This window comes from Bradyrhizobium sp. (genome assembly GCF_049691595.1).
GTDB lineage: Bacteria > Pseudomonadota > Alphaproteobacteria > Rhizobiales > Xanthobacteraceae > Bradyrhizobium.
Map to the genome: position 1 here is coordinate 1 of NZ_JBAVNZ010000053.1, position 12,717 is coordinate 12,717.

At 64.2% G+C, this 12,717-nt stretch carries 11 protein-coding genes; 3 read left to right on the forward strand and 8 right to left on the reverse strand.

Annotated elements, in window-relative coordinates:
- The 6 genes from WCE35_RS02225 to lptF form a co-directional block, all read right to left on the reverse strand.
- The coding region (locus WCE35_RS02225) for an rRNA adenine N-6-methyltransferase family protein (RefSeq protein ID WP_424591707.1) at positions 1 to 201 on the reverse strand (201 nt) is incomplete at its 3' end.
- Positions 198 to 1,202 carry a 4-hydroxythreonine-4-phosphate dehydrogenase PdxA gene (gene pdxA / locus WCE35_RS02230; RefSeq protein WP_424591708.1) on the reverse strand — a complete coding sequence of 335 codons (1,005 nt, stop codon included), beginning with the start codon at positions 1,200 to 1,202 and terminating at the stop codon, positions 198 to 200. The genes WCE35_RS02225 and pdxA, both read right to left, overlap by 4 nt.
- 3 nt (positions 1,203 to 1,205) lie before the next feature.
- A complete protein-coding gene (locus tag WCE35_RS02235; protein ID WP_424591709.1) occupies positions 1,206 to 2,144 on the reverse strand; it encodes a peptidylprolyl isomerase in 939 nt (312 codons plus the stop codon).
- A gap of 77 nt (positions 2,145 to 2,221) precedes the next feature.
- A complete protein-coding gene (locus WCE35_RS02240) occupies positions 2,222 to 4,690 on the reverse strand; it encodes an LPS-assembly protein LptD (protein WP_424591717.1) in 2,469 nt (822 codons plus the stop codon).
- Between the two features lie 26 nt (positions 4,691 to 4,716).
- On the reverse strand, positions 4,717 to 5,814 hold the full coding sequence (gene lptG / locus WCE35_RS02245; protein ID WP_424591710.1) for an LPS export ABC transporter permease LptG: 1,098 nt from the start codon (positions 5,812 to 5,814) through the stop codon (positions 4,717 to 4,719).
- On the reverse strand, positions 5,811 to 6,980 hold the full coding sequence (gene lptF, locus WCE35_RS02250; protein ID WP_424591711.1) for an LPS export ABC transporter permease LptF: 1,170 nt from the start codon (positions 6,978 to 6,980) through the stop codon (positions 5,811 to 5,813). The genes lptG and lptF overlap by 4 nt, the downstream gene beginning before the upstream one ends.
- Before the next feature lie 345 nt (positions 6,981 to 7,325).
- Here lptF and WCE35_RS02255 point away from each other — a divergent pair, with 345 nt between their 5' ends.
- The 3 genes from WCE35_RS02255 to WCE35_RS02265 all read left to right on the forward strand — a co-directional run bounded on the left by WCE35_RS02255 (position 7,326) and on the right by WCE35_RS02265 (position 10,075).
- The gene (locus tag WCE35_RS02255) at positions 7,326 to 8,834 is read left to right on the forward strand and encodes a leucyl aminopeptidase (RefSeq protein WP_424591712.1); all 1,509 of its coding nucleotides are present in this window, start codon (positions 7,326 to 7,328) and stop codon (positions 8,832 to 8,834) included.
- 6 nt (positions 8,835 to 8,840) lie between these two features.
- Positions 8,841 to 9,293, forward strand: a complete 453-nt coding sequence (locus WCE35_RS02260; protein ID WP_424591713.1) for a DNA polymerase III subunit chi — start codon at positions 8,841 to 8,843, stop codon at positions 9,291 to 9,293.
- 251 nt (positions 9,294 to 9,544) lie between these two features.
- On the forward strand, positions 9,545 to 10,075 hold the full coding sequence (locus WCE35_RS02265; protein ID WP_424591714.1) for a hypothetical protein: 531 nt from the start codon (positions 9,545 to 9,547) through the stop codon (positions 10,073 to 10,075).
- A gap of 27 nt (positions 10,076 to 10,102) precedes the next feature.
- On the opposite strand, the gene WCE35_RS02270 is transcribed toward WCE35_RS02265, so the two are convergent.
- Together WCE35_RS02270 and WCE35_RS02275 are read right to left on the reverse strand one after the other, a co-directional pair.
- Positions 10,103 to 11,980, reverse strand: coding sequence for an ABC-F family ATP-binding cassette domain-containing protein (locus WCE35_RS02270; RefSeq protein WP_424591715.1), 1,878 nt, complete (start codon positions 11,978 to 11,980; stop codon positions 10,103 to 10,105).
- Between the two features lie 508 nt (positions 11,981 to 12,488).
- Positions 12,489 to 12,717, reverse strand: a 229-nt coding sequence (locus WCE35_RS02275) for a hypothetical protein (RefSeq protein ID WP_424591716.1), incomplete at its 5' end; no start/stop codon positions are given.

Genomic DNA, 12,717 nt, shown 5'->3' on the forward strand with positions numbered 1-12,717 from the left:
CGCCAGCAGCGCGCGCGTCAGCCCGCCGGGACCGGGTCCGACCTCGATGACGGTGGCGTCTTCGAGCGGACCGGCACTACGGGCGATCCGCGCCGTGAGATTGAGATCGAGCAGAAAATTCTGCCCGAGCGATTTTCGTGCCGACAGGGCGTGTTCGCGAATGACATCCCGCAGCGGCGGCAGATCGTCGATCGCGCTCATGCGGGTTGTGCCGCGGCCATGCGCGCGGCGAGCCGCAACGCCGCAATCAGGCTCGACGGATCGGCCCTGCCGGTGCCGGCAATGTCGAAGGCGGTGCCGTGATCGGGTGAGGTGCGGATGAAGGGCAGGCCCAGCGTGACGTTGACGGCGTCCTCGAAGGCGATGGTCTTGATCGGGATCAGCGCCTGATCGTGATACATGCAGATCGCGCAGTCATAGGTTTTGCGCGCGGCGGCGTGGAACAGGGTGTCCGCCGGCAACGGTCCCCTGGCATCGATGCCTTCGCGCCGCAGGATCTCGACCGCCGGTGCGACGATCTCGATATCCTCGGTTCCCAGCGAGCCGTCCTCGCCGGCATGCGGGTTCAGGCCCGCTACCGCAAGGCGCGGACGGGCGAGGCCGAAGCGGGCCTTCAAATCCGCTACCGCGATACGGGCGGTGGTGACGATCAGATCGCTCGACAGAAGCGCGAGCGCATCGCGCAGCGAAAGATGGATCGTCACCGGCACGACGGCGAGCGCGGGCGACCACAGCATCATCACCGGCTGCGGCGGCCGGCCGCCATTGGCCGCGAGTTCGGCGAGAAATTCGGTATGGCCGGGATGGCGGAATCCGGCGCGGTAGAGCACGCTTTTGGCGATCGGGTTGGTGACGACGGCGCTCGCTTGTCCGGCCCTGACGTCGGAGACCGCCTGTCGAATGGAGGCCAGGGCCGCCGCCGCGCTGGTCGCATCCGGCCGGCCCGGCCGCGCGGTCGCCGGATGGCCGGTCGCCACCACCGGCAGCGCGTGCGGGAACACGGTCAGCGCATCTTCGCGCGCGCAATCGGCGAGTTCGACCTTCAGCTCAAGGGCACGCGCCCGTTCGGCGAAGAAGGCGCGGTCGCCGAGCAGATAGAAGGGCGGAAGGCTCAGTTCGTCGCGCCGCAGCCAGGCGCTGAGGGCGATGTCGGGGCCGATGCCTGCGGGTTCGCCGGATGTCAGCGCGAGGGGCTTTGGCATGCTTCAACGACATTCGATCATCGCGGCCTTACGCACTTCCTGCAGGTAGGCTTTCGACTTCGCCTCATATTTCTGGACGTACATCTTTTCCCGGATTTCCTTTTTCTTCGGCGTATCGACCGTGGTCGGCTTGCGGCCGCAAAGCGCCACCATTTCCACGCCCTGTTTGGTGATCTCCGGCGCGGTCAGACGGCCGATCGGGGTCTTGTCGAGCACGTCACGAAGAACCGGCGGAATGTCGGCCGAGGTCCGCGTCACCGGCTCCTTGATCGCGGCATTCTGCATGGTTCTGAACTGCGCATTGGCCTCGTCGCAGGTCTGGACGCGTTCGCGCAGGGCTTCGGCTTCCTTGCGCCGCGTCTCGATGGCCGCCGGCGCCGAACCGCGAGGGACAATCAGGACGATCGGCTGCAGCTTGTATTCGAATGCCTCGGTTTCGGTCTTCTCGCCGCCCTCCTGCGCCGCGGCGGCGACGTCCTTTTCGCCGACCTGCAGGCTCTCCTTGTAACGGCCGCGCACCAGGCTGGTCCAGACCATCTCGGCCCTGATGCGGGCCTTCAGGGTCTCGGGTCGAATGCCACGGCTCTCCAGGGATTTGGTCAGCTGTTCGGGCGTTATCCGCATCCGCGTACCCATGGCGCCGTAGGATTGTTCGATATCGGAGGATGTGGGGTCGACCCCGTATTTCTTGGCTTCCTTGATCTTCACCTTCTCGTCGGTCAGCTCGTTGATCACTTCGTCCCGGGTCCACTGCTTGTGGGTGGTCAGGAAGTTCAGCTTGGTGCGCTGCTCGATGTCGTAATTGGTGATGGGGTCGCCGTTGACCATGCAGGCCACGGACTGCGCGCGCAGCGGCACGCCGCCCGCGAGCAGCAGCGCCAGCGCGACGGCGCAATCCGACAGCAGCGAGAAAAGTCGATGCAGCAAAGGTGCCGTGTTCATGGTCATGTCAGCCGTGTCAGACAATTCGAACGGGGGTCGCGACGTCCGGGAAATTCCGGGTCATCTCGAAGCCGGCTCTACTGGATGCCGCCGCTTCCGGCCGATGAGGACGAGGTCGCAAGCGTCCGCAGCCCGATCTGCAGCATGAAGGCGTGGCTGAGTACCGGCGGCGTGGTGCCGGCGGAATAGTTGTAGGAAGTGACGTAATTGGCGGCCAGCACGAAGCAGTCGTCCACATAACCGGCACCGATGATGTACTGATTGAGCTTGTTGGCTTCAAGATCCCATCTTGCGGCACCCGACACCACCCAGTTCGACGCGACCTTGACCGACGCGCTGCCGAGCAGGCCCTCGCGGCGGGTCAGGTATCCGAGTTCCGGCTGCGCGGCGTAGTTGCCGTACATCATGCTGACTGACCAGCGGTCGAAGCTCGCACGTCCCTCGGCCTCGAAGCGGTTGACGTTCCAAGTCGCCTCGTCCATGCGTCCGCGCACGCTGAACGTGAAGGTCCGGTTGGGCGAATAATTGACCCGGGCGACATAGTCGGAGCGGGTATTCTGCAGGCCGGAATCGATGCCGGTGTTGGTCGCATCGGCCACCGCAAAGGAATTCATGCCGAACAGCTGATACGACTGCCCGAACAGCACATTGACGCTGCCGCCGCGATCGAACTGGGTGGTCGCCTGCACGCCGACATTGGCGCGGCCGCCGCCCTCGACACGGTCATAACCTGAGAACTTGTCGACGGCGAACAGATTGCTGGCGTCGAACACCAGGCTCTGCGCGTCCTCGTTGGGAAGCTTTCCTGCGTAGGTTTCATTGGGACGAACGATGATCTGCGCGATCGGCTCGATTGTAGTGGTGCCCCAGGGCTGAACGTTGATGAAGGGATAGCGATATTCGAGGCCGACGGTCGGCATCGTGCGCAGCGCCTGCGTATCGCCGACCGGGAGGAAATTCGAGACGCCCGGCTGGTTCGAGATCGATGCGTCGATGGCGTCGGCGCGGACGATCGCAAACGGCGTCCAGATTTGACCGGCGGGATCGGTGAACGACCGCCGCCATCGCGCCTCGGCGGTGAAGCGGGTGTAGGTGCCGGGCATGCCGCGCAGCAGGCACTGCGTCGGAAGCCGCGCCAGCGGATCGGCGGACGCCGTCGTGCAGAGGCCGTTGGTGTTGGCCAGGGTCGTGATCGGGTCGAACGCCGCGGTCTCGCGCGTCAGGCTGGTGAAGTTCGTCTTGTAGCCGAACTCGCCGCCGAAGATCGGGCTGTTGATCACGTTCGCGTAGTCGATGACGGGATGAATCACCGGAACCAGGTTCTGCTTGCCGGAGAAGCTGAGGTAATAGATCGTGCGCGCGTCGAAGAAGCTGCGATTGCCGACGCCGGTCAGATAGAGCTGCGAGATCGCTTCCGTTGGCAGGCTCAGGAACGATCCCAGCGGATCCTTGTACTGGGACAGGCGGTAATCGGACATGAAGGTGTAGTCCGACAGCAGGACGCCATCCCAGCCCCAGGTCCATTTATCGTTCAGCGCAAACTGGCCCCTGGTTTCGACGCCGCCGCGGAACTGGCGGTCGCCGGGTCGGCCGGCGAAGGCGCCGCGGTCGAGCTGATCGATGCCATAGGCACGGATCTGATACGAGCCGTCGATCAGGCGCTGCCGGAACTCGCCCTGCAACAGCACGCCCTGGCGGGTCGTGAAACGCGGATTGAAGGTCGCATCGTAATCGGGGGCGAGCGCGAAATAGTAGGGGATTTCGACCCCGACGCCGTAGGCCGAAACCGTGGTGAAGCCCGGCATCAGAAACCCGCTCTTGCGCTTCACGGTCGGATCGGGCGTCGAGAAATACGGCAGATAGGCCATCGGAACGCCGAAGAACTCGAGCTGGGCGTTCTCGAAGTACAGCATCTTCTCGGTCTGGTTATGAATGATACGCGCGCCCTTGACCTGCCACAGCGGCGGCTTCCTGGGATCGTCCTTGCAGGGGGCGCAGGCGGTATAGACGCCGTTCTCGAACACGGTGTAATTGCCGCCGGTGCGATCGGCGCGGGTCGCAGCCATTCGCGTCTGGTCTTCGGTGTCGACGCGCAACGAATCGACGAAACCGTCGCGGTAATCGTCGCTCAGATCCATGACGTTGGCGTAGGTGATCTTGCCGTCCGCGTCGGTCAGGCGGATGTTGCCCTCGGCGTGCAGGCGCTTGGTCTTCTGGTCGTAGATGACCTTGTCGGCCTCGACGCCGGTGCCGTTGTAGAACAGCTGCACATTGCCGACCGCCGATACCCGCTGGTTGTTGTAGTCATAATCCACCTCGACGGCCTGCACGAGCATCTGGCCGTTGTTGTTGACGGGTAGTCGCGGCGGCTTGGGCGGCCTTGGATTGTAGGTGAAGCTTTGCGCCGAGGCAGGCGTGGTCAGGGCAAGGCCAAGCGCCTGGGTCAGAACAAACCCGACCAGCAGCGCAACCAGGGAGCTGCTGACGGCGGCCAAGCGGGTTCGGTGGCGGCGCAGGTGACTGCGCCGCCCGACCGCGGGCGACATCAACTGGCGGGCGGCGACAACGGCCACTACCCGTCCTCCTGGTACAGCAAGGCCAAAAAACCGGTCAGACCGCCCACGCTCACGGGCAGCCACGCCGCAGCGATGGGATGCATCAACTCAGCCTTGCTCAAATCCTCGGTTACCTTCGACAAAACATAGAGCAGAAAGCCCGCGCCCACGCCACTTAAAACCATCTTTTGCACGCCGCCGAACCGGAAGAACCGAAGGCTGACGGAAGCCGCCAACATCACCATCGCAGCCAGCAAAAACGGCTGTGCGATGAGCTTGTGGTACTGCAGCCGGTATCCCGCGGTCGCAAACCCCGAGCTTTCCGATGATCGGATGTAGTTCGGTAGTTGCCAAAAAGACACGGTCTCGGGGGTGGAGAAGCTGTTGCGGACCTGGGCCGGGGTCAGGGTGGTGGTCAAATAGTAGCTGTCCTGGTCGACCGGCGGCTTGTCGAGGGAGTATCTGCGTACCGATTTGAACACCCAGCGTCCCTCCTCGAGGGTGGCCTCGCGCGCTTCGATTCGCTCCCGGAACTGGAGGTCCTGATCGAACCGGAACACGGTTAGGCCCGTCAGCCGGACGCCCTGCTGCTCGCTGCGGGCCGCGTTGATGATGGAGTGGCCGTCATTGTTGACCTGATTGAGCCAGAAGCCGGACGCATCCTGAACGCCGCCGCCCGGCGCGGAGCCGAACAGTTCCGCCTCCATCCGCTTGGAGAGCTCGCGCAGGTTCGCCGAAATCGGATTGTAGGCGGTCGTCGCCGCGATACCGAGCAGGATCGCGCTTGCCAGCGCCGGGGCGATGAACTGCCAAGCCGAGACGCCGGCGGCGCGTGCCACCACCAGTTCGAGCCGCCGCGACAGCGCGAGATAGCAGGTCATCGCCCCGATCAACACGCAGAACGGCATCATCTTTTCGAGCAATTGCGGCACGCGGAACAGCGACGTCTCCGCCACCATGATCGCGGATGCCGACACCAGGCCCGACGTCTTGCGGACCATTTCGATGTAATCGACCAGCACGAGCAGCACGAAGATGCTCGCGAACACTCCTACCGCCGAGACCAGGAAGCGGCCGGCAAAATATCGCCCGAGCGTGTTGGTCATCATGCTCATGCTGTGGCCGGCCGTCCGAATAGCCGCGCGATGCGTGCGTTGGATTTGTCGATGGCTTCGGTCAGCGCCAGCGGCGGCTCCACCACGATGCCGCCGAGAATCATCCAGACGCTCCCGGCGATCGCGACGACCAGCATCAAATACTGGACGAGCGCCGCGGCCGGCGTCTTCACCGCGATCACGGAACAGGCGAATCCCGCCATGCGCAGACCGAACACGGCCAGGATCGAACTGCCGATCGAAAAGTTGCGGCTTTGGCGGGTGGTACGCGGCGTGCCCAGAAACGCGAAGGTGAGGGCGGCGAAGGCGAACGGATAGGCCGGCGCCATGAAGCGGTCGTGCAGCTCGGCGCGGAACTGGCCGGACAATTGCTGATAGACCGGATCGTCAGGCGCGGGCCAGAGCAGTTCCCAGAGATAGCGTTCGCGAATCCCCAAAGCGACATCGCGGCCCTGATTGGAGAATTTCGACATGTCGAACGCGTAGCGCCCGAACGCCACCAGTGCGGGATCGCGCTTGCCCGTCTCGAAACGCTCGAGATTGCCGTCCTCGAGCACCAGATACGAGCCGCTGTCGTTCTTCAGCACCGTGCCATGGTCGGCGATGATGGTGACGCGTTCCTTCGGATCGCGGCGATCGTCGACGAAGATGCCGCCGAGCACGCCGCCCGGCAGACGCTCGCGAATTCGGATGGTCAGATTCTGGTCGAGCTGGGCGAAGCGGCCGGGCTGCAGGATGTTGGTGAGCACGTCGGCGGTGATCTCGGCGTCCCATTGCTTGATCCGGCGCAGACCGTCGGGCGCGAGATAGGCGCCGATAAAGGCGACCATCAGCGCCACCACGCAGGTTACATACAGAAAAGGGCGGAACAGCCGGAATGGCGACAAGCCGGCGGCGTTCATCACGATAATCTCGGAATCGGTGGCGAGCTTGTTCAGCGTGTGCGAGATCGCGATCATCAGCGCGATCGGCGCGATGATCTGCACCAGCGCCGGGATCACCAGGCTGGTGATGCCGAGGAAGGTCACGATGGTCTGGCCCTGGCTGGTCATCAGGTCGATGCCGCGCAACGCCTGCGTAATCCAGATCACGCCCGTCAGGCTGACCAGGACCAGCGCAAACGACGCAAGCGTCGTGCGGAAAATATACTTGTCGATCGACCCCATCGTTACCGCGCGATCCCACCTCACACGCTTGACGCGTGGCGTTCGACCAATCCCGAAGCCGGGTTCCCCTCTGATCGTGCCGTTAACCGTCGAGCCGTCAACTCTCTCACTAACATCCCTTTGATCCGTCATCAAAATGGCCGCGGCATGGCACCTTCGTCCGCTGGTTAATTATTCGACCGATGTGGCCTCCCGGCCACGGCACCGCTTGGCAGCGCGGCGGCTGACAGGCCATAGTGCCAAAAAGGCCGATTCAGTTCTGACCGGAACCGGCACCGGAAACATTTTGAATGAGCGGGGCGGTTCCCGACCCCGGCAACAACCCTAATTCTGGAGGATTTGCCTATGTCCGACGCCGTCAAGGTCGGCTTTGTCCCATTTTCCGCACCACCCCGCGGCATTCTGGTGGTGTTTTGCGACGACTCGCTGAAATCAGGCGCAGCCGCCCGCAAGGCGCTGGGGACAGCGGCCAATACGGTCAAGCGGGCGGCGGCCGCCAACCAGTTCAAAGGCAAGAGCGGTGCCGCGCTCGACATTCTGGCGCCCGAGGGGATCAAGGCGCAACGCCTGATCGTGGTTGGTACCGGCAAACCCTCCGAAATCAAGCCGCATGACTTTCTCAAATTCGGCGGCGTGATCGCCGGCAAGCTGAATGCCGGCAGCGATGTCGTTACCGTGGTCGCCGAACTGCCCGATGGGGCGATGCAGCCCGATCAGTCGGCGGCGGTCGCGTCGGGCATGAGACTGCGCGCCTATAAATTCGACCGCTACAAGACCAGGAAGAAAGACGGCGAGAACGAGGCCGTGCGGGCTGACGTCTCGATCGCCGTCGACGACGTCGCCGCCGCGCGAAAAGCCTTCGCACCCGATTCCCATGTCGTCGATGGCGTGATCATCGCGCGTGAGCTCGTGAACGAGCCGCCGAACGTGCTTTATCCGGAAGAATTCGCGCGCCGCGCCAGCCAGCTCAGAAAACTCGGGGTCGATGTCGAGATCCTCGACGTCAAGGCGATGACGAAACTCGGCATGGGGGCGCTGCTCGGTGTCGCCCAGGGCTCGGCGCGGCCCGGCCGGACCGTGATCATGCGCTGGAACGGGGCCAAGCGCGGCGATCAGCCGGTGGCGTTCGTCGGCAAGGGCGTTTGCTTCGATACCGGCGGCATCTCGATCAAGCCCGCCGGCAGCATGGAGGACATGAAGGGCGACATGGGGGGCGCGGCCTGCGTGGTCGGGCTGATGCATGCGCTTGCGGCGCGTAAAGCCAAGGTCAACGCCGTCGGCGCCATCGGCCTGGTCGAGAACATGCCTGACGGCAACGCCCAGCGTCCCGGCGACATCGTCACCTCGATGTCGGGTCAGACGATCGAGATCATCAACACCGACGCCGAGGGCCGCCTCGTGCTGGCCGACGTGCTCTGGCATGTGGCGAAGAAGTTCAAGCCGAAATTCATGATCGATCTCGCCACGCTGACGGGCGCCATCATGGTCGCGCTCGGCACCGAGCACGCCGGTCTGTTCTCCAACAACGATGAACTGGCCGAACGGCTGACCAAGGTCGGGCTCGAGACCGGGGAGCGCGTCTGGCGCATGCCGCTCGGTCCCGAATACGACAAGCTGATCGATTCGCAATTCGCCGACGTCAAGAACGCCGGTGTTCGCAACGGCGGTTCGATCACCGCCGCGCAGTTCCTGCAGCGCTTTGTCGACGGCACGCCATGGGCGCATCTCGACATCGCGGGAACCGCGATGGGGGCGCCGAAATCCGACATCAGTCACAGCTGGGCCTCCGGTTACGGCGTTCGCCTGCTGGATCGGCTGGTCGCGGATTATTACGAAGCCAGAAAAAATAGCTGAAATCGGATGACGGAAGTCCTGTTCTACCATCTGCAGAACATGTCGCTGGAAAGCGTGCTGCCGCCGTTGCTGGAAAAATCGCTGGAGCGCGGCTGGCGCGTTGTCGTGCAATCGACGTCGCAGGAGCGCACCGACGCGCTCGACGCCCATTTATGGACCTACAGCGAGGATTCGTTTTTGCCGCATGCGACCTGGCGCGCCGCCGACGCGCCGGATCAGCCGATCCTGCTCTCGGTCGAGGACGGCAATCCGAATCGGGCCAATGTCCGCTTTCTGATCGACAACGCCGCGCTGCCGGCGGATTGCGAGCGTTACGACCGCGTGGTTCTGGTCTTCAACGGTGACGACACGGAAGCGCTGACCGCGGCGCGCGACGCCTGGACGACTTGCAAGGCGCTCGGGTTTGAGGTCACCTATTGGCAGGCCGACGAGCGCGGCCGATGGCAACGCCGGCAATAGCGGAATCGCCCGATTAATGATAATCAGCGGTTTCTGCCGGCATCTTGGCGGGCAGCCACGGTCGTGCCGCAAAGTGATGTTCGTACAAGCAGTTAGAGCGTTTTCGAGCGAAATGGATACCGGTTCGCGTGAACGAAGCGCGTCGCAAGAAAAACTAAAGCCCTTTCGGTTCTGATTAAATCGGAACCGAAAGGGTTTTGGAGGCGGGAGCCTGATGCATCGTGCGTGACGGAACTCACAGTCGAAAAGCCATGCTGGCGTGGCTCATGCTCGCCCCGATGATATCGGGCTGTGCGGGCGGGGCCGACATTTTTCAGTCCGACATTCTGTCGAAGGATGCGGATTGGTTCTCGCGCTCAGGCCGGGTGTTCACCCGGAACATTTCGATCGAAACCCCGCCGCTCAGCCCGAACAAGCCGGTCCCGGCCGAGGATCTGGTCAGTGCCGACGGCGCCTGTCCGGGAATGGCACCGGCCTCCGGCGCGGCGGACGCCAACGCGCTGGCGGATGGTGCCGCCGGCGGCCCGTCGGCGCAAAGGACGGGAACCGTCGCGCTCGGCCATACCGAATGCGACGTCGTCCGCGGCATCGGCGCGCCCGACAGCGTCAACCTCTCGAACAATCCGCGCAGCGAGCGAGTGGCGGTGGTCAACTATTCGCGCGGGCCGCGCGCCGGGATCTACACCTTTACCGCGGGGCGTCTGACATCGATCGAGCGCGGCGCCGAGCCGGCGCCGCAGCCGAAAGCGGCAAAACCCAGGAAGAAGCCGGCGGCGACCTGAGTCGCTGAGTGCGCGTCAAAAACAACATCAACCCGCCGCTTCGTCGTATTGCGAACTGGCCTCCAGCCATGCTTCCTCGGCGCGCCGCAGCGCGCTTTCGGCGCCGGCGCGCGCCTTGCTCAGTTGCGCCGCCTGCTTCGGGTCGCGCGTGAACAAATCCGGCAGCGCCAGCGCGGTATCGATCTTGGCAATGATGCCGCCGATGCGCGCGATCTCGGCTTCGGCTTCCGCAATCCTTCTCAGTGGCTTTTCGCTCTTGCCGCGTCCGGGCTTGGCGTTTTCCTTGACGTTTTCCTTGACGTTTTCCTTGCCGCGGTTGCGCGAGGCGGGGCCGGTGTCGCGCGCCGACAACACCATCCGCCGGTACTCGTCGAGATCGCCCTCATAGGGCGTCACGGTTTGATCGGCCACCACCCACAATTGATCGGCACAGGCCTCGATCAGATAGCGGTCATGCGAGACCATGATGATCGCGCCGGGAAATTCGTTGATCGCTTCGGCGAGCGCGGCGCGGCTGTCGATGTCCAGATGGTTGGTCGGCTCGTCCAGGATGATCATGTTGGGACCGAAGAAGGTCGCCAGTCCGAGCAGCAGCCGCGCCTTTTCGCCGCCCGACAAGCTGCGCACCAACGTGTCGCCGGCCTTGCCGGAGAAGCCGATCGCGCCGGTGCGTCCGCGCACTTTTGTCTCGGGCGCGTCCGGCATCAGCTTGCGGACGTGGTCGTAGGGCGAGCCGTCGAGATTGAGCTCATCGAGCTGATGCTGCGCGAAATATCCGACCGACAGCTTCTCCGCCCGCGTGATCCGGCCGGAGAATGGCGGCAGTTTGCCCGCGAGCAGCTTGACCAGCGTCGACTTGCCGTTGCCGTTGGCGCCGAGCAGCGCGATGCGGTCGTCGGTATCGATGCGCAACGTCACGCGATGGAGCACCGGCTTGTTCGGATCGTAGCCGACCGAGACGTCATCGACCGCGATGATCGGCGGTGACAGCATCTTTTCCGGCGTGGGAAACGAGATGTCGCGCACGTCCTGGGTCACCAGCGCAGTGACCGGTTTCATCCGCTCCAGCATCTTGACGCGGGACTGCGCCTGCCGGGCTTTCGAGGCTTTTGCCTTGAAACGATCGACGAAGGCCTGCAACCGCTTGCGCTCGTCGGCCTGGCGTTTGGCGTGCTTGGCATCGAGCATTTCGCGCGTGGCGCGCTGTTCCTCGAACGAGGAATAGGTGCCCTTGTAGAGCGTCAGCCTGCCGCGATCGAGGTGCAGGATCTGGTCGACAGACGTGTCCAGCAGGTCGCGATCATGGCTGATGACGATCACGGTGCGCGGGTAATGCGCGAGGTGATCCTCGAGCCACAGCGTGCCTTCGAGATCGAGGTAGTTGGTCGGCTCGTCCAGCAGCAGCAGATCGGGCGCCGCGAACAAGGTCGCCGCGAGCGCGACGCGCATGCGCCAGCCGCCGGAGAATTCCGAACAGGGCCGCGCCTGATCCGCGGCCGGAAAGCCGAGCCCGCTCAGGATCGCCGCCGCGCGCGCCGGCGCGGAATGGGCGTCGATATCGACAAGCCGGGTCTGGATTTCGGCGATCCGGTGCGGATCGTGCGCAATCTCGGCTTCGCGCAGCAGCGCGTCGCGTTCCAGGTCGGCCTTGAGCACCATGTCGATCAGGCTTTCCGGGCCGTCGGGCGCTTCCTGCGCGAGGCTGCCGATGCGCCAGCGCGGCGGAATGGTGATGCTGCCGGACTCGGTCGGCAGATCGCCGCGGATCGCGGCAAACAGCGTCGACTTGCCGACGCCGTTGCGGCCGACAAAGCCGACCCGCGCGCCGGGCACGATCTGGACCGTGCTGTTGTCGATCAGGAGCCGCCCGGCGATCCGGACCGATATGTCTGTCATCGAAAGCATGCGGCGTTGTCACCGGAGCCGCCGCCAAACGCAACCCCGTTTGTGGGCAGGATTTCGCCTGCCTAGTCCAGCGGCGGCGAAAACAAGTCAAACCGTCACATGGGAGGGTTTGATAAAGCTGCTCGTCCGTAATCATACGTCAGCCTCCCATTTTCCTGCTTTCCGCCACGATGGCCGCCTATCGCGTCCGCGGCGCTCCGCGATCGCGGCTGGCAATTCTACATTGGCGGCGCGCCCGGTTCATGTTCGCGTGGGATTCGCAGCCGCAACGCGTGGATCAGCTCGCGGCGGACATCCGGCAAATCGCGTCGGCAGCTTGGTAGAGCATGATCCGGAAAAGGCCCGCCTGCACGCGACGCGGGGTGTATGCCGGTTTTCCGAAAAGCATGCCCTTGGGCCCGACCCGAGGGATCATGCGGCGGCGCAATTCATCGAGCAATGTTCCCGTGAGCGGCAAAAAAACCCCGGCTTTGGGCCGGGGCGCAGTCTGGGAGGAATTCAGGTCAGTTCAATAGCAGCGGTTGATCAGGCGCCAGCGCGGGCCCCAGGGAGTCGGGACCACGCGACGCACGTAGCAGCCGCCATAGCCGTAACCGTTGCCGTAACCACCACCGTAATAAGCGGGGCCGCCGACAAAGATGCGGGGTCCACCCCAGCCCCAGCCGTGATGCCAGCCGCCATGATGCCCGCCGCCGTGATGCCAGCCGCCGTGCCAGGCGGAGGCCGAGGTCGGCGCC

Bases quoted from the DNA above. Each gene is read 5' to 3' on its own strand.
- WCE35_RS02240 (WP_424591717.1), bottom strand. From the start codon at position 4,690: ATGTCGCCCGCGGTCGGGCGGCGCAGTCACCTGCGCCGCCACCGAACC.
- WCE35_RS02260 (WP_424591713.1), top strand. From the start codon at position 8,841: ATGACGGAAGTCCTGTTCTACCATCTGCAGAACATGTCGCTGGAAAGC.
- WCE35_RS02265 (WP_424591714.1), top strand. From the start codon at position 9,545: ATGCTGGCGTGGCTCATGCTCGCCCCGATGATATCGGGCTGTGCGGGC.
- lptF (WP_424591711.1), bottom strand. From the start codon at position 6,980: ATGGGGTCGATCGACAAGTATATTTTCCGCACGACGCTTGCGTCGTTT.
- WCE35_RS02235 (WP_424591709.1), bottom strand. From the start codon at position 2,144: ATGAACACGGCACCTTTGCTGCATCGACTTTTCTCGCTGCTGTCGGAT.
- lptG (WP_424591710.1), bottom strand. From the start codon at position 5,814: ATGAGCATGATGACCAACACGCTCGGGCGATATTTTGCCGGCCGCTTC.
- pdxA (WP_424591708.1), bottom strand. From the start codon at position 1,202: ATGCCAAAGCCCCTCGCGCTGACATCCGGCGAACCCGCAGGCATCGGC.
- WCE35_RS02270 (WP_424591715.1), bottom strand. From the start codon at position 11,980: ATGCTTTCGATGACAGACATATCGGTCCGGATCGCCGGGCGGCTCCTG.
- WCE35_RS02255 (WP_424591712.1), top strand. From the start codon at position 7,326: ATGTCCGACGCCGTCAAGGTCGGCTTTGTCCCATTTTCCGCACCACCC.